At 59.2% G+C, this 16,544-nt stretch carries 15 protein-coding genes and 1 pseudogene; 7 read left to right on the top strand and 9 right to left on the bottom strand.

Translation table 11 applies throughout. The annotated features are described in order from the left end of the window. The first annotated feature begins 33 nt into the window (after positions 1–33). A complete protein-coding gene (locus AB4O23_RS10940; RefSeq protein ID WP_460089306.1) occupies positions 34–750 on the top strand; it encodes a 4'-phosphopantetheinyl transferase family protein in 717 nt (238 codons plus the stop codon). A gap of 64 nt (positions 751–814) precedes the next feature. Here AB4O23_RS10940 and AB4O23_RS10935 read toward each other — a convergent pair whose 3' ends face one another. After that, the gene (locus tag AB4O23_RS10935; protein WP_017529467.1) at positions 815–2,425 is read right to left on the bottom strand and encodes an ATP-binding protein; all 1,611 of its coding nucleotides are present in this window, start codon (positions 2,423–2,425) and stop codon (positions 815–817) included. After that, a complete protein-coding gene (locus AB4O23_RS10930) occupies positions 2,422–3,147 on the bottom strand; it encodes a response regulator (RefSeq protein ID WP_017529466.1) in 726 nt (241 codons plus the stop codon). Before AB4O23_RS10930 ends, AB4O23_RS10935 begins: the two co-directional genes overlap by 4 nt. A 585-nt stretch (positions 3,148–3,732) precedes the next feature. Between AB4O23_RS10930 and AB4O23_RS10925 the strand changes: the two genes are divergently transcribed. Then, the gene (locus AB4O23_RS10925; RefSeq protein WP_017529465.1) at positions 3,733–6,624 is read left to right on the top strand and encodes a ribonucleoside-diphosphate reductase subunit alpha; all 2,892 of its coding nucleotides are present in this window, start codon (positions 3,733–3,735) and stop codon (positions 6,622–6,624) included. 96 nt (positions 6,625–6,720) lie between these two features. On the opposite strand, the gene AB4O23_RS10920 is transcribed toward AB4O23_RS10925, so the two are convergent. The 5 genes and pseudogenes from AB4O23_RS10920 to flgB all read right to left on the bottom strand — a co-directional run bounded on the left by AB4O23_RS10920 (position 6,721) and on the right by flgB (position 10,869). Beyond that, positions 6,721–7,779 (bottom strand): hypothetical protein, encoded by a 1,059-nt coding sequence (locus tag AB4O23_RS10920; protein ID WP_068937451.1) that lies wholly within the window; start codon positions 7,777–7,779, stop codon positions 6,721–6,723. 147 nt (positions 7,780–7,926) lie between these two features. Beyond that, positions 7,927–9,241 (bottom strand): annotated as a pseudogene (gene flgE, locus AB4O23_RS10915) (flagellar hook protein FlgE). A 31-nt stretch (positions 9,242–9,272) separates the two neighbouring features. Continuing rightward, on the bottom strand, positions 9,273–9,998 hold the full coding sequence (gene flgD, locus AB4O23_RS10910) for a flagellar hook assembly protein FlgD (RefSeq protein WP_017529462.1): 726 nt from the start codon (positions 9,996–9,998) through the stop codon (positions 9,273–9,275). A 16-nt stretch (positions 9,999–10,014) separates the two neighbouring features. Next, positions 10,015–10,458 (bottom strand): flagellar basal body rod protein FlgC, encoded by a 444-nt coding sequence (gene flgC, locus AB4O23_RS10905; RefSeq protein ID WP_003175632.1) that lies wholly within the window; start codon positions 10,456–10,458, stop codon positions 10,015–10,017. A 3-nt stretch (positions 10,459–10,461) separates the two neighbouring features. Continuing rightward, complete coding sequence (gene flgB, locus AB4O23_RS10900; protein WP_017529461.1) at positions 10,462–10,869, bottom strand: flagellar basal body rod protein FlgB; 408 nt, start codon at positions 10,867–10,869, stop codon at positions 10,462–10,464. A 319-nt stretch (positions 10,870–11,188) separates the two neighbouring features. Here flgB and AB4O23_RS10895 point away from each other — a divergent pair, with 319 nt between their 5' ends. After that, positions 11,189–11,965, top strand: coding sequence for a hypothetical protein (locus AB4O23_RS10895; protein ID WP_026067399.1), 777 nt, complete (start codon positions 11,189–11,191; stop codon positions 11,963–11,965). Positions 11,966–12,055: 90 nt separating this feature from the next. On the opposite strand, the gene cheR is transcribed toward AB4O23_RS10895, so the two are convergent. Together cheR and AB4O23_RS10885 are read right to left on the bottom strand one after the other, a co-directional pair. Continuing rightward, positions 12,056–12,883: a protein-glutamate O-methyltransferase CheR gene (gene cheR, locus AB4O23_RS10890; protein WP_017529459.1), complete on the bottom strand. Its 828-nt coding sequence runs from the start codon at positions 12,881–12,883 to the stop codon at positions 12,056–12,058. A gap of 53 nt (positions 12,884–12,936) precedes the next feature. Beyond that, complete coding sequence (locus tag AB4O23_RS10885; RefSeq protein WP_017529458.1) at positions 12,937–13,863, bottom strand: chemotaxis protein CheV; 927 nt, start codon at positions 13,861–13,863, stop codon at positions 12,937–12,939. Between the two features lie 90 nt (positions 13,864–13,953). On the opposite strand from AB4O23_RS10885, the gene flgA reads away from it, so the two are divergent. From flgA to AB4O23_RS10865, 4 genes are all read left to right on the top strand, one after another. Next, on the top strand, positions 13,954–14,718 hold the full coding sequence (flgA, locus tag AB4O23_RS10880; RefSeq protein ID WP_026067398.1) for a flagellar basal body P-ring formation chaperone FlgA: 765 nt from the start codon (positions 13,954–13,956) through the stop codon (positions 14,716–14,718). A gap of 141 nt (positions 14,719–14,859) precedes the next feature. Next, positions 14,860–15,174 (top strand): flagellar biosynthesis anti-sigma factor FlgM, encoded by a 315-nt coding sequence (flgM, locus tag AB4O23_RS10875; protein WP_017529456.1) that lies wholly within the window; start codon positions 14,860–14,862, stop codon positions 15,172–15,174. A gap of 48 nt (positions 15,175–15,222) precedes the next feature. Beyond that, positions 15,223–15,693 (top strand): flagella synthesis protein FlgN, encoded by a 471-nt coding sequence (locus AB4O23_RS10870; protein WP_017529455.1) that lies wholly within the window; start codon positions 15,223–15,225, stop codon positions 15,691–15,693. A gap of 96 nt (positions 15,694–15,789) precedes the next feature. Further along, the gene (locus tag AB4O23_RS10865; RefSeq protein WP_017529454.1) at positions 15,790–16,539 is read left to right on the top strand and encodes a flagellar brake protein; all 750 of its coding nucleotides are present in this window, start codon (positions 15,790–15,792) and stop codon (positions 16,537–16,539) included. The last annotated feature ends 5 nt before the right edge of the window (positions 16,540–16,544 follow it).

The raw sequence follows: 16,544 nt of genomic DNA, 5'->3' as shown, positions 1-16,544 counted from the left end.
CGCGGGCGCTGCAACTCGGCAAAATACCGCCCCATGACGCCCCTACCCGCTTGCTGCACTCCACTCGATGCCCATTGGCCGCTGCCCGTTCCCTTGCCGGGCACGGTGTTTCTCAGCACCCGTTTTGACCCGGCGCTATTAACCGCTGGGGACTTCCAGCGCAGCGCCGTGCCGCCACCGCCGAGCATCCAGCGCTCGGTGGCCAAGCGCCAGGCCGAGTTTCTCGCCGGTCGAGTGTGTGCCCGCGCCGCACTGCAACAGCTCGACCACCTCAACTGCATCCCCGCGATCGGCGAAGACCGTGCGCCGGTATGGCCTTCGCATATCAGTGGCTCGATCACCCACAGCACCGGGCATGCGGCAGCGATTGTCGGGCACAAGGCCCAATGGCGCGGGCTGGGCATGGATCTGGAAAATGTGCTGACACGAGAACGGGCGGAGCGCCTGGCCGGGGAGATTCTCACCGCTGATGAATTGCAGCGCATGGCCACGGTAGACCGCGAGCAGGCGGCCCTGTTGGTGACGCTGACGTTTTCGGTCAAAGAGAGCCTGTTCAAGGCGCTGTATCCGATTGTGCAGACGCGCTTCTACTTTGAGCATGCCGAGGTGGTGCAATGGTCGCCGACCGGGCACGTGCGCTTGCGGCTGTTGATCGACCTGTCCAGCGAGTGGTGCCACGGCAAGGAGCTGGTTGGGCAGTTTGCGGTGGCTGATGGGCAGTTGTTGAGCCTGGTGGCCGTCGGCGTCTGATCGATCGCTATTGGGAGCAAGCCCCCTCCCACACTGTGATCTGTGGCTACCTTCGACAGCGGTGTCAGGGCTTGTCCTGATCCCTCGGCCAACTCAGGCTGAAGCATGCCCCGCCCAGGTTATTGCTCTTGCCGATCAGCGCCCGCCCGCCATGCCAGTAAATAATCCGCCGCACAATCGACAAGCCCAGGCCATGCCCGCCGGACGCGCGGGTGCGGCTGTCGTCGAGACGCAGGAACGGCGTAAAAATGCGTTCCCAGGCACTTTCCGGCACACCGGGGCCGTCATCTTCCACATCGATGCGGCAACGTACCTGGCCGACCTGATAACTGATCAACACCTGGCCCTGGGCATGGCGCATGGCGTTGCTCACCAGGTTTTGCAGGGCGCGGTGCAGGTAACGCGGTTCGGCGTCGACCCAGGCATCGTCCCAATGCGCCGATGACAGGCAGATCCCACGGGCGACGGTCACTTGCGGGCGCAGTGGCGATAATTCGCCGATCACTTGGTCGAGCAACGCATCAAGATCGACCCGCTGGAAATTCAGCTCCGGCGCGCCCTGCTCAAGCCGGGCGTAGGTGAGCATTTCATCCACCAGGCCGTCGAGGTCCTGGATATCACTGTCCATGCCGTCCAGGTACTTGCGCCGCGTTTCAGGGGTGGCGGCTTCGCCAATCATCTCCAGCCCAAAACGCAGGCGCGCCACCGGTGTGCGCAGTTCATGGGACACGGCGCGCACCAGTTCTCGCTGGATCGCCAGCAATTGTTGCAAGTGCTCGGCCATGCCATTGAACGCCGCGGCCAGGCGCCCTACCGAGTCGGCGCCACGGGCCGGTACCCGCACCTCCAGATTGCCTTTGGCGATGCGTGTGGCGGCGGCTTCCAGGCCGCGCAGCCGACGCTCGAGCTGACGCACCAAGAGATAGACGATCAGGCCGATCAGGGTCAGGCCGATCAAGGCGATCAGCACCAGCCATTGCGGCGGATACGGGTTCATCTGGTACAACGGGCCGAGCTCCAGCACCCAGGGCGTGCCGACCATACCGGCAAACACGCGGATCGAGTCGCCGCCCTTGCCCAGGGCCATCACCGTATCGCCTTCCGACACACGGCGACGCTGGTCATCGTCCATGTCCGCCTGATCGAGTGTCATCAAGTGCATGTCGAAGCCAAAGCCCTTGGCCTGTTTTATATCCGCCAGCCGTTGCGGTTGCTCGGCCACCGCAAAGCGCACCAGTTCGTCGGCCAACAGGTAAATGGTCGCACGGGCCAGCTGCTCGCTGATCTGCTGCACCTCCCCCGTGAGCACCCACTGCTCTTTATCACTGACCAGGCGCAGCACGCGGGCGGCATGGGGCCCGGTCTGCTGTACCAGCACGTGGCCGCGTTGCAGGCGATTGCGCTGGCTGAGGTCCAGCTGGGCGTCGGTGAGGCTGCGCAGTTCCAGCGGAATGCCCAGCAAACGCTCCCATACCGCCAACGCGCGCTGACGCTCGATGGCGCTCATGGGGCGCAGGTTGTCGCCCATCAAGGCGAAGGTGCCATGGGCCAGGCGTTCGCGGTACTGGCCGCTGCGCACCTCGTTGAGCAAGTGCAGGGCCAGCACACCGAGCAGCGCCACCAGAATCAGCGCCGCGCACATGCCGCCGTAGATGCGCAGGAAGATCGAGTTCACAGCGGCATGTCGGCGCAGGCTTCGGGGACGAACAGGTAGCCTTTGCTGCGGATGGTCTTGATCAGGCGCGGGTGAATCGGGTCGTCGCCGATTTTGGGGCGAATACGCGAAATGCGCACATCAATGGAGCGATCCTGACCGTCATAGCCGACGCCACGCAGGGCGATAAAGATTTCTTCGCGGGACAGAATGCGCCCGGCATTCGCCACCAGTAGCCACAACAGGTCGAATTCGGCGCTGGTCAGTTCGATGCCGCTGTCATGCAGCCAGGCTTCGCGCAGGGCGTTGTCCACCACCAACGGGCCGAATTGCAGGCGGCGCTGGTTTTCCACCGCCACGGGCTCGACCGGCTCGCTGCGCCGTAGCAAGGCCTGGATGCGCGCCAGCAACAGGCGCGGGCGCACGGGTTTGCATACGTAGTCGTCGGCGCCCATGTCCAGGCCGAGCACCTGGTCCATGTCGTCGGTGCGCGCGGTCAGCATCAGGATCACGCCGTCATAGCGTTCGCGCACCTTACGGCAGATGCTCAGGCCATCTTCACCGGGCAGCATCAGGTCGAGGATCACCAGGTCCGGTTGCTCGGCGATGATCCGCGCCGCGGCCAGGGCGCCGTCACCTTCGACCGACACGCGCAGGCCGTTGCTCTCCAGGTACTCGCGGGTCAACTCGGCCAATCGCTGGTCGTCCTCGACAATCAATATGTGCCAGGCTTCTTGCTCCATGCGTTGTCCTCATTGTTATAAAAAATGCCCCCTCCCACAGGTTGGTCTTCACCAGGCAGATACCCTGTTTGTCATGTTGGGAAGGCATAAAAGGAGGCGATTGTAGCCATGCCCCAACCCTTGCGCACAAGCCGGGAAATCCATTCGGTGATCGCATTTTTTTGTGATAGGGTTCGCGCCCTTCGAAATTCGCCGGGCTGTTTGGTCCTTGGAACATTTAGTGACAAACGGCGCAATGCAGCAGTGATGCGGCCTACACGGCAGTTCCACCTTTCATACACATTTTACTCACAGCGTTATCCACAGGTTAGTGCATTGCTAAGGCGTCCAAAACGCATTATCTTGTAGCTCGGCGACAACACAGACCCTACATGTAGGGTTTTTGAACAAATTGCCCAACCACACAAGTGGCACGAAATTCAAGCGTTTTATTGCTGACACAGCGTGGAACCAACCGATTTTCAGTAGACCAAACCGCTCACGCGGATGGCACCTGTTTCTCCATCCCGATATGGAAAACGGTACGGGTGTTGCAGGAAGAGCCTGGCACTCGCAATCAAATATAGAACGTGGAGACAACCCCCCATGCAAACCGACACAACTCGCGAGAACCCGCAGGGCTCCGTGCCGCAGGCCGCTGATTCGAATATGGATCTGTCCGCTACCGCACCTGGCCAATTGCGTGTGATCAAGCGTAACGGCACTGTCGTTCCTTACACCGATGACAAAATCACCGTCGCCATCACCAAAGCGTTTCTCGCAGTTGAAGGCGGCACCGCTGCCGCTTCGTCGCGCATCCACGACACCGTTGCCCGCCTGACCGAACAGGTCACCGCGACCTTCAAGCGTCGCATGCCGTCGGGCGGCACCATCCACATCGAAGAAATCCAGGACCAGGTCGAACTGGCCCTGATGCGTGCCGGCGAGCAGAAAGTCGCCCGCGACTACGTGATCTACCGCGATTCGCGCGCCAAGGAACGTGCCGTGCACGCACCGGCCGCCGAAGCCGTGCAAGCCCACCCCTCGATCCGCATCACCCTGGCCGACGGCAGCTTTGCGCCGCTGGACCTGGGCCGCCTGAACACCATCATCACCGAGGCCTGCGAAGGCCTGGAAGAAGTCGACGGTGACCTGATCCAGCGCGAAACCCTGAAGAACCTATACGACGGCGTGGCCCTGACCGACGTCAACACCGCCCTGGTGATGACCGCCCGTACCCTGGTTGAACGCGAGCCGAACTACTCGTTCGTCACCGCGCGCCTGCTGATGGACACCCTGCGTGCCGAAGGCCTGGGCTTCCTGGGCGTGGCCGACAGCGCCACCCATCACGAAATGGCCGACCTGTACGCCAAGGCCCTGCCTGCCTACATCGCCAAGGGTATCGAATTCGAATTGCTCAACCCGGTCCTGGCCACCTTCGACCTGGAAAAACTCGGCAAGGCGATCAACCACGAGCGTGACCAGCAATTCACCTACCTGGGCCTGCAAACGCTTTACGACCGTTATTTCATCCACAAGGACGGTATCCGTTTCGAACTGCCGCAGGTGTTCTTCATGCGCGTGGCCATGGGCCTGGCCATCGAAGAGAAGCACAAGGAAGACCGTGCGATCGAGTTCTACAACCTGCTGTCGTCCTTCGACTACATGTCGTCGACCCCGACCCTGTTCAACGCCGGTACCCTGCGCCCACAGCTGTCGAGCTGCTACCTGACCACCGTGCCGGATGACCTGTCGGGCATCTACCACGCGATCCACGACAACGCCATGCTGTCCAAATTCGCCGGTGGCCTGGGCAACGACTGGACCCCGGTACGTGCACTGGGTTCCTACATCAAGGGCACCAACGGCAAGTCCCAGGGCGTCGTACCGTTCCTCAAAGTCGTGAACGACACCGCCGTTGCGGTCAACCAGGGCGGCAAGCGCAAAGGCGCGGTGTGTGCCTACCTGGAAACCTGGCACATGGACATCGAAGAGTTCATCGAGCTGCGCAAGAACACCGGTGATGACCGTCGTCGTACCCACGACATGAACACCGCCAACTGGATCCCCGACCTGTTCATGAAGCGTGTCTTCGATGACGGCAAGTGGACCCTGTTCTCGCCATCCGAAGTGCCGGACCTGCACGACCTGACCGGCAAAGCCTTCGAAGAGCGCTACGAGTACTACGAAGCCCTCACCGAGTACCCAGGCAAGGTCAAGCTGTTCAAGACCATCCAGGCCAAAGACCTGTGGCGCAAGATGCTGTCCATGCTGTTCGAAACCGGCCACCCATGGCTGACCTTCAAAGACCCATGCAACCTGCGCAGCCCGCAGCAGCACGTGGGCGTGGTCCACAGCTCGAACCTGTGCACCGAGATCACCTTGAACACCAACAAGGACGAGATCGCCGTTTGCAACCTGGGCTCGATCAACCTGCCGAACCACATCGTCAACGGCAAGCTGGACACCGCCAAGCTGGAACGCACTGTCAACACCGCCGTACGCATGCTCGATAACGTGATCGACATCAACTACTACTCGGTGCCGCAGGCGCAGAACTCCAACTTCAAGCACCGTCCGGTCGGCTTGGGCATCATGGGCTTCCAGGACGCTTTGTACCTGCAGCACATTCCGTACGGTTCGGATGCGGCGGTCGAGTTCGCCGACAAGTCCATGGAAGCGGTCAGCTACTACGCGATCCAGGCCTCCTGCGACCTGGCCGACGAGCGCGGCGCCTACGAGACGTTCCAGGGTTCGCTGTGGTCCAAGGGCATCCTGCCGCTGGATTCGCAACAGATCCTGATCGAAGCCCGTGGCCAGAAGTACATCGATGTCGACCTGAACGAAACCCTGGACTGGGCACCGGTACGTGCCCGTGTGCAGAAAGGTATTCGTAACTCCAACATCATGGCCATCGCGCCGACCGCGACCATCGCCAACATCACCGGCGTATCGCAGTCGATCGAACCGACCTACCAGAACCTGTATGTGAAATCGAACCTGTCGGGCGAATTCACCGTGATCAACCCGTACCTGGTTCGCGACCTGAAAGCTCGCGGCCTGTGGGACTCGGTGATGATCAACGACCTCAAGTACTACGACGGTTCCGTGCAGCAGATCGAGCGCATCCCGCAGGAGCTCAAAGAGCTCTACGCGACTGCATTCGAAGTGGACACCAAGTGGATCGTTGACGCCGCCAGCCGTCGTCAGAAGTGGATCGACCAGGCGCAGTCCCTGAACCTGTACATCGCCGGCGCTTCGGGCAAGAAGCTTGACGTGACCTACCGCATGGCCTGGTACCGTGGTCTGAAAACCACTTACTACCTCCGTGCCCTGGCAGCGACCAGCACCGAGAAGTCGACCATCAACACCGGCAAGCTGAACGCAGTGTCCAGCGGCAACCATGGTGATGATTCGGTTCTGGCTGCTCCAGCCGGCCCGGCACCCGTGCCAAAAGCCTGCGCGATTGACGAGCCGGATTGCGAAGCTTGCCAATAAGCTGAGCCCATTGGGTTAACCACCCAAGTTGAAAGCCCCCGATAGGCTTACGGCGTATCGGGGGCTTTCTTTTGCTGGGTGAAAAGCGCTCGCGATTTAAAACAATACGGTCGCGATACCTGATTGAGGCATGCCGCCGCGCTTGCCCCACAACTCAATCCGGCCATCAATCACGGCCATCGAATGGCCACCGAACTCCACGGTGCCCACCTTGCTGTTTCTCAAATCAGCAACGGTTGTCTGCCTGTAGAACCCTCTCAAACCCAAACGGTCCAGCCCTTCACGCGAGTGTTCGCCATCGTTGAGGCTGTTCATGGCCGCCTGGAAACTGCGCCCAGCAGTACCGTCATTGTTTTCCATCTGCGCCCGCTTGGCGCTCGCGGCATACATGAAGTTGGCATCCGTCATCATTGCCGGGTCATCGCCCTTGAAACGCGCATGAATGGCCGCCTGCCTCACCTCGTCATTGGACAGAGAAAGCTTGAAGCCATCACGCATGGTCACCTCGTAGCCGTGGCCCAACGCCTTAACGTCTTTGAAAATGTCCGTAGGTTTTTGCCCATACCGCATCATCGCCGCCTTTATCGCCGATACAGTCACGCAATTGCCGTCAGGCCCCTGCCTGAAGCCACTCCAGATATTGTCCGGCTTTTTCCCGGGGTTGCTCGTGTCGGGCTTGTAGTGGTGATGCCGTGAGCCTTCGGTAATCGGCTTGTTGCTCATCGACTCACTGGGACCGAAGCCGCCGCGACCGGGAAAATCACCGCCGCCACCGCCATCCCTAGGCGATGGTGGTGCCGGAGAAGGGGCAGGCGTATCCGGAAACAGGTCCGGAAACAGCATCTTTAAAAGCTCCAGCCATCGCTTGGAGCGTTCTTCCTTGAGTTGCTCAAGGATTTTCTTGAACGTGTCGTCCCCCAATGCTGTGCGTTTTTCATTGAGCCTGTCGCGCAATTCCCGGACAGTCTGGTTTTTGCCGGTACTGTGCGCGTCATCAAGCTCCTTGAGCAGTTGTGCGACGGCCTCCTTATTTTTTGCGTCCCGGTCTTCGTTGATCGCGTGTGTCGCGCCTTTGCCGCTCAAATAGAACTGTGCCGCTCCCGCGTCAAAATGCACGCCGGCCTCGCTGCGACCCATCCCCCACTGATTTCCCATTGTTATTCCCCACCCAAGGTCACAAGCTCGATAGCTTCCGGCTTCATGGGTGGCATTCAGGGCGTAGGACGTTCCAGACGACGTTTGTCAGGGCAAAAAAAACCCCTCGATCGAGGGGTTTTCAGTCAAGCGCATTACGCCATGGCATCAAGTCATCTGAATGATGGTCTGCATGATGGTGCTCTGGGTGGAGATAGTCTTGGCGTTGGCCTGGTAGTTGCTCTGGGTCCTTGATCAGGTCCACCAGCTCGTTGGTCAGGTTGACGTTGGAGTTCTCCAGGGAGTTGGCCACGATCGAACCCAAGGTACCGGATTGCGGGGTGTCGTAACCCGGCTGGCCCGAAGCGAACGTCTCTCTCCAAGTGGTGCTGCCGGCTGGCTGCAGGCCCTGCTCGTTGTTGAAGCTGGCCAGGGAGATCTGGCCGATGGCCTTGCTCTGCTGGTTGCTGAACGTGGCGAACAACACGCCGCTGCCGTCGATTTTCAGGCCGGTGATCTGGCCGGTGGCATAGCCGTCGGTGATCGGTGGGTTGCGGTAGGTGGCCGAGTTGTACTGGGTGATGTTCGCCATGTTGATGGCGATGCCGTCAGGGTTGGCATCCGCGCCGTTGGCTTTCCAGACGCCATTGGTCACGGTACCTGGCACCCAACCGGTCAAGGTCAGCGTCGTGCTGGACGCGCCGGCGGTGACGATGCTGGTGAGCTTGCCATAGCCGTCAAAGGTCAGGGTCGAAGGCACAGGCGGAGTGGGTGGCGTACCGCCCGTTGGTGACGAACCGTTAGGGTTGCGCCCATCAATCAGCGTATAGGCGTTCCACTTGTTGCCGTCGGTTTTCACCAGGTATTGCACCATCGGGTGCGCATTGCCTTGGGCGTCGTACAAGGTGGTGCTGTATTGGGTGGTGAAAGTACTGGTATCCGTCGGGTCGAATGGCTTGAGCGTCTGGTTGATCACCGGCTCCGAGGAGTTCAGGTTACTGGTGGAATCCACCTTGGTGGACGCCTTCGGCGGCAGGTTCGACAGGTTCAGTTGCAGGTCGGTCAGGCCACCCTTGATGATTTTGCCGTCATCGTCCGCCGCATAGCCTTGCAAACGCGAGGTACCGGTGTTGTTGGTGATATAGCCGTCTTTGTCGGCACGGAAGGCACCGCTGCGAGTGTACTCCAGCGAACCGTCGCTGCCCTTCTGCACGAAGAAGCCACCACCCTGGATCGCCATGTCCAGGATACCGCCGCTGCCGTTGACGTCACCCTGGGTGAATTGCTGGGACACCGCCGCCAGGTTCACGCCGTTGCCGATGCTGTTCTGGCCGGTACCCAGTTTGGACGCGGCATAGATGTCGGAGAATTCCGCACGGGACGACTTGAAGCCGGTGGTCGCGACGTTGGCGATGTTGTTGCCGGTCACGTCCAGTTGTTTATTGGCCGCATAGAGGCCGCTAAGGCCGATGTTAAAAGACATGTTTCTCTCCCTCTGCCGTATCTAGCCGGCTCTATGTACCAATAGTCTGAATTTGCGACAGCTTCACGCTGCCCATGCCACCTGCAAGGTTCAGCAGCATTTCGCCGCCGGTCTTGCTCAACGTCACGCTGGTCACGGTTGCCGGCAGCGATGTTGCCAGGGCCACTGCGTCGCCCTTGTCATTCTTGGTCGTGGCCGCAAAGGTGTAGGTGCCGGCTGGGGCGACCTCGCCGTTGCCGTTCTTGCCATCCCAGATAAAGTCCGACGTACCGGCACTCTGGGCGCCCAAATCGAGGGTGCGCACCAGGTTGCCGTCTTTGTCGGTGATCTTGACGGTGACGTTACCCGTCGCCGCGGTCACGGCCACCGAGCCGGTCATGCTCTTGCTGGTATCCACCAGGGCCTTGTCGGTCTGGGTGATGATCGAACGCCCGACCAGCGAAGAAGCCTGCAGCGCTTGCGAGGAGCTGAAGTTGCTGGAGATGTTATTCACCGAGTCGTTCAGGGTGTTGATGCCTTCGAGGCTGCTGAACTGCGCCAGCTGGGCCACGAATGCACCGTTGTCCTGGGGTGACAGCGGGTTCTGGTTTTTCAGTTGGGTCACCAGCAGTTGCAGGAACGCGTCCTTGCCCAGCGACTGGTTGCCCGTCGCGGTCTTGGAAGCATCACCCAGGCTGCTGTTGTCCGTTGCAGTCTTGACCTTGGAATTGAACAGGTCCTGGACTGCCGTGTTGTTAGACGTATCAACGATGGCCATTATTTGGCGCCCCTTATCACTGACCCAGGGTCAGGACCTTTTGCATCATGGTTTTGGCGGTGTTCATCATTTCCGCGTTGGTCTGGAACGAGCGGCTGGCGGAGATCATGTCGGCCATCTCCTCGACCACGTTGACGTTCGGGTAATACACGTAGCCTTTTTCGTTCGCTGCCGGGTGGTTAGGCTCGTAGCGCGCTTCGAGGTTGCTCTGGTCTTCGACCACACCGAGTACCTGCACGCCTTTGCCGGCGGCGTCCTGTTCCTGGAACAACGAATCGCTGCCACCGTTCTGGCCGGCCTGGAACATGGTGGCGAACACCGGGTGCCGGGCGCGATAGGTTTGGTCAATGCTCGAAGACACAGTCTCGGCGTTGGCGATGTTACTGGCGACGGTGTTGAGGCGCGTGGTCTGGGCGCTCATGCCACTGCCGGCAATATTGAAAACACTGGACAGGGACATGGCTTACTCTCCACGCAGGGCTGACATCAGCCCTTTGAATTTGCTGTTGAGCAGGGTAAAGCTGGCCTGAAAGTTCACCGAGTTCTCGGCATAAGCCGATTGCTCCAGTTGGGCGTCGACGGTGTTCTGGTCGATCGATGGCTGCATCGGCGTGCGATACAGCAACGACTCGTCACCACTGCTCAGGCCTTGCGCTTCGATATGACGGTTGTTGGTCATGTTCAAGGCGAAGGTGCCGTTCTTGGTCTTGTCCTGCTGTGCAGCGAGCACAGCGGAGAAGTCCAGGTCCCGAGCCTTGTAGTTCGGGGTGTCGGCGTTGGCAATGTTGTTGGCCAGGACTTCGGCACGCTGGGCGCGGAAGCCCAGGGCTTGTTCGTGGATACCGAGCGCTTTATCGAAGCTGATGCTCATGGCGGAAACCTTTAGGCTGACCTGCTGTTCGTTAACAGGACTATAGCAAGGTGCATGCCAACCTGAGCAGAGCCCGAATTTCAAGGGCTTGCGGCAATGTTGCCGGCGGTGATGCCAGAAAAGCGGCAAGCGATTTCCGCGTAGCGCCAGTAAAGCGGCAATCGGGCTTGCCGCTTGCGAGTGGAGGGCTATAAACGGTGTGCGCAGGGGGCCGGGGTATTTAACCGTTTGTCCGTACTGTTATTTATGACAATTGCGACACGCGTAGGCTTTGATACTTTATCAACCGACCCCCTTAAGCACAACGCAGAGGCTCGACATGTTGATAATCCCGGCCCCCAGGTTTGTCGAACAGGATTCGACACAGCCGATCCCGAATCTTGACCCTGCCCGACTGAGCGGCGACGTCGCCATACTGAGGTTGGATTTTCCTATGCAGCCAGCCGATTATTTCTATTTGAGCCTCAACAGCACCGTTCTTGGTGGCACGCACAATCAAAGCTTTAATATTGCCCACAGCACCGCTTCGCTGCGGATTCTGATTCCCACGAACATTGTCATCGCCAGTGCGGGCACCGAAGTCCAGTTGCGGGCCCGCATCCTGCGTGGAGGGCTGTATTCCACTGCAGGGGAGGCGAGAGTAAACATCGGTCGCCTGCCCATTGTGGTGCCACCAGACCAGTCATGGGACTTCAGCGACGGCACCTTTCAAGGCTGGGTAGCACAAGGCGTCTATGTGTCGCGGCTAAGCGTGATCGGTAGCCGCGTGGTCGTTAACCAGTTCAACAATCAGGCCACCAGCTCCCACATCATCACCCGTGCAGTTCCGGTAACGGCAGGACGCACCTATAACTGCAGCTTCGAGGTGACGGGAAGTACAGCCGTCAGCGACGGGTCGACCCTGCACATGACGATAAACGGCAGCCGGATCGGGCCTGACGTCACCACTATTACCGATGCCCGACGCCAAATCGGAACAGGAACATTTACCGCCGCCACGACGGGAACCGTGCGACTCGGCATCTTCAACGCAACAGTGCCCAGCGGGCAACATGGCCTGTCCCTGGGGCCCCTCCAAATGAGCACCACGCCCTGAGCGCTGTTGATGAGGACCGGCAGCGATTTTGCGCGAATAAAAAACGGGAGACTTTGCAAAGGTCTCCCGTTTTTGTTTTTAAAGCGCCGGTTATTTGGCCTGGTAAATGATGCCGGGGCTGCACTGCACCATCTGGAAGTGATCCGGCAGGCCGTTCAGCGCTTCGGAAGCACCCAGGAACAGGTAGCCGCCACGCTTGAGCGTGCCATGGATGCGCAACAGGATGTCTTTCTTCACCTCGGCCGAGAAGTAGATCAGCACGTTGCGGCAAAACACCATGTCGAACTTGCCCAGGCTGGCGTAGCTGTCGAGCAGGTTGAACGAGCGAAACTCCACGCGGTTTTTGATCGGCGCCTTGATCGCCCAGCGCCCGGCGCCTTTAGGCTCGAAGTAGCGCTGCAACCGGTCTTGGGACAAACCACGGCCCAGGGCCAGGCTGTCGTACTCACCGGTCTTGCAGTTGGTGAGCATGGTGCCGGACAGATCGGTGGCGACAATTTGCGCACCGGCCTTCAATTGCCCGATGTTGGTCCGCTCGAACTCATCGATGGACATCGAGATGGAATACGGCTCCTGCCCCGAAGAACAGGCCGCCGACCAGATGCGCAGACGCTGGCCCGGGCTGGCCTTGATAGCCTCCGGCAGCACCTTGCTCTTGAGCACCTCAAAGGGGTAGGTGTCACGAAACCACAGGGTTTCGTTGGTGGTCATGGCATCGACCACCATCTCTTTGAGCCCACTGCGCGGCTGGCCCTGGATCCGTTGAACCAACTCACCCAGGGACTTGATACCCTGCTGCTCCATTAGTTTGTTAAGACGACTGGATACCAGGTATTGCTTGTTTTCACCGAGCAATATCCCACAGGCTTTTTCCAGGAAGACCCGGAACTGCTCAAAATCCAAATTACCTGTAGACACTGATACCGCCTCTAAAATCGTATGACCGCCAGGGAAAAAGCCCCTGGCTATTATTATTCTGCTGCCTTGATCCGGTCGACCACCCGGGATGCCAGGTCATCAGGACGGAATTTGGCCAGGAAGTCATCGGCACCGACTTTCTTGACCATCGCCTGATTGAATACACCCGACAACGAAGTATGCAGGACGATATGCAATTTTTGCATGCGTGGATCGCTGCGTATTTCGGCCGTGAGAGTGTAGCCATCCATTTCCGGCATCTCGATGTCGGAAATCATCATCAAGAATTCTTCTTCCGGCTTCTTACCCTCATCCACCAGTTTGCGCAGATAGTCCAGCGCCTGGCGGCCGTCGTTGAGCGCCACTACGTCCACGCCGACGGTTTGCAGGCAACGGGTCACCTGCTTACGCGCCACCGAGGAGTCGTCCACTGTGAGCACCCGCAGCGAGACCGCCTTGTGCGCCGTCTCCGCGTCAACCACACCGACCGAAATCGATTCCGAGGTCGGCGCCACTTCGGCGAGGATCTTCTCTACGTCGATGATTTCCACCAACTGGTTATCGACCCGCGTCACCGCCGTGAGGTAGTGGTCGCGGCCGGTGCCCTTGGGTGGCGGATGGATCTCTTCCCAGTTCATGTTGACGATGCGCTCCACCGAGCGCACCAGGAAACCCTGGGTCTTGGTGTTGTATTCGGTAATGATCACGAATGGGCTTTCGCGGTCCTGCAAGCCTGCCGAACCTGTGGCCAGGGCCAGGTCGAGAATCGGAATGGTCGCACCACGAATATTGGCCACGCCACACACCACCGGGCTGGATTTGGGCATGATCGTCAGCTTGGGGCACTGCAGCACTTCCCGTACCTTGAACACATTGATGCCATAGAGTTGCTTGCCATCGAGGCGAAAAAGCAACAACTCCAGGCGATTCTGCCCTACCAGCTGTGTGCGCTGGTTTACTGAATCCATTACACCTGCCATGCCTTTACTCCTACGCTAAAACCTTGGGCTGTACCTACACGGCAGCGCGCACCCAACACTAAACGGCACGAGCCTTGCTATTTATTGGCCATGGACATTAAAACGACAGTTTCCCGACGCCTTCGACTCCCACGTTACCGCAGATTGCTCTGCGCCTCGGTGGCGTTGCTTGCTTTGAGCCTGAACACCACGGCCCGCGCAGAGAACGTCACCTTGCCTGATCTCCTTATCGGCGTCACTCAGGGCTTTCTTGAGTTCACTGTAGAAGATTATCTGGCAACCACACAGACACCGGGGCGTTATGAAATCCAAGTCAACCAATTGGACCCCCGCCTGCGCATGCCGATGTGCGACAAGGAATTGACAGCGACCCTTGAAAGCCCAGCCCAGCCCATCGGCCGCGTGACGGTACGGGTGCGCTGCGACGGAGCCTCGCCTTGGACGGTGTTTGTGCCGGCGCAGGTCAAGTTGTTTCGCGATGTTGTGGTAGTGGCCCGACCACTGAAACGCACCGGCATCATCGGTTTTGAGGACGTCGTATTACGCGAACGCGACATCAGCCTGATCAGCCAGGGCTACCTGACGTCCCTGGATCAGGCCGTCGGCCAACGATTGACCCGACCAGTGGTCACCGATCAGGTGATCACGCTGGTCCACCTGGAACAGGCCGAAGTGATTCGCAAGGGCGACCAAGTGGTAATTTCCGCCAGCAGCGGTACGCTGAATGTAAAAATGCCCGGTGAAGCGTTGTCCAACGGCGGCATGAGTGAACAAATTCGAGTCAAGAATCTCAATTCCAATCGCGTGATCAAAGCGCGGGTCACAGCCCCCGGACAGGTAGAGGTCGCTTTATAGATTACTGGTACAGGACGCTGGGTTTTCCTACACTGTGCACGCGGTTTACCGTGCGGAGATTTATTGTCATTCGCGCCTAAAGTTTGTCCGGGTATGGCCGAAAACATGGCAAGCGTCCAAATACCCAGAGGTTTTTTTATCATGGTCATCGATTTCAGCCGTTTGAATAACACCCCGTCGACGTCAGGCGCTACGCGTACCAGCGCTGCCAAAGAAAGCGTCGAAGCCAAGGCCCAGCCGCTGACAGAACAGGCCAGCGTCAGCCAAAGCGGGGAATCCGTACACCTGAGCAATGAGGCTCAACAGTTGCAGAAGGTCACTGACTCGCTGCGCGATCAACCAGTGGTCAATAAAGCCCGCGTGGCCGAGTTGAAACAGGCAATCGCCGATGGCAGCTATAAAGTCGACAGCAACCGTGTAGCCAGCAAGCTGCTTAATTTCGAAGCCGAGCGCTAGGCAAAGGCCTGCGCAGGGCTTTTGGACGCTTAAACCCCAAGGCCAGCCATGCATCACGACGAAAATTTGCTGCAACTGATCATTGATGATCTAGCGCCGACGCAACAATTGCTCGAGCTGCTCAAAGAAGAATCCCTGGCCCTCTATGGCCGGGATATGCCGCTGCTGGAAGAAATTCTGGCGCGCAAGCAATCGCTGATTGTGCTGCTGGAGCAACACGGCAAAAAACGCAGCCAGATCCTCAGTAGTCTCGGCCTGCCGGCAGACCATGACGGCCTGGCGCAGTTGGCCAGCCACTCCTCGGTTGGCGACCAATTGCTGTCCCAGAGCAAAGAACTCAATCAGTTGCTCGCCCAGTGCCAGGAAGCCAACCGGCTCAACGGTCAGTCGATCCAGCTTCAGCAAGCCACGACCGCCAACCAGTTACGCATACTTCACGGCGGAGAGCCGCCGGCGCTGTATAACGCCCAGGGTTCCACCTCGCGTCTGGTCAAACCAAGCACCCGCAGCCAAGCCTGACATCGGTTTACCGTGCGCCCTATCCAAGGCGCGCCACATGCTGGCAAAATGCCGGTTCTTGCGTGTAGTCGTATTTTGTCTGGAGATGGAAGAACCGTGTTCAACGCCCTTAATGCGGAAGATGCCCCGCAGCCACCCAAGGTGCTCACCACGCCTCTGGAAATCGCCGGCACCTTGCGGATGCTGCAAGACAGCCATGACCCGCTGATCATCACCTTCCACGAACGCAGCCAGCGCTTCCAAAGCTATCTGGTGGACGTCAACCGTGACAGCAACACGCTGGCACTGGACGAAATGATTCCACGCGACGGCGAACGCTACCTTGAGAGCGGCGAGCCCTTCCGCATCGAAGGCTTCCACGATGGCGTTCGCGTTGCCTGGGAAAGCAAGGGCACCCTGGCTATCAGCGCGAAAGACGGCCACCGCATTTACACCGGCAGCCTGCCGGACGAGGTGGTCTACCATCAGCGTCGAAATGCGTTCCGTGCCGCGTTGAAGCTGGCGCAATTGGTCAACATCGAACTGGGTGGCGAAAAACTCAAGGCGCCGGTCAACGGTAAATTGCTGGATATTTCCGCCACCGGCTGCAAGCTGCGTTTTGAAGGCAATATCTCCGAGCGCCTGCAATTGGGCCAGGTCTACGACCGATTTATTGCCGCCCTGCCCTTTGGCAGCATGACCACCTCGGTCGAATTGCGTTACCTGCACTTCGAAGAAAAGATCAATACCACCTTTGCCGGCGTACGCTTCCACAACATGAGTGGGCTGGTACAGCGCCAGGTCGAGCGCTTTGTGTACCAGTTGCAGCGTGAAGCGCGACGGTTCGATAAAGACGACGATTTTTAATACAT

Source organism: Pseudomonas sp. H2_A10, from assembly GCF_054680085.1.
The sequence above is the reverse complement of the archived record's forward strand: the minus strand, read 5'-3'. Positions and strand labels throughout refer to the sequence as shown.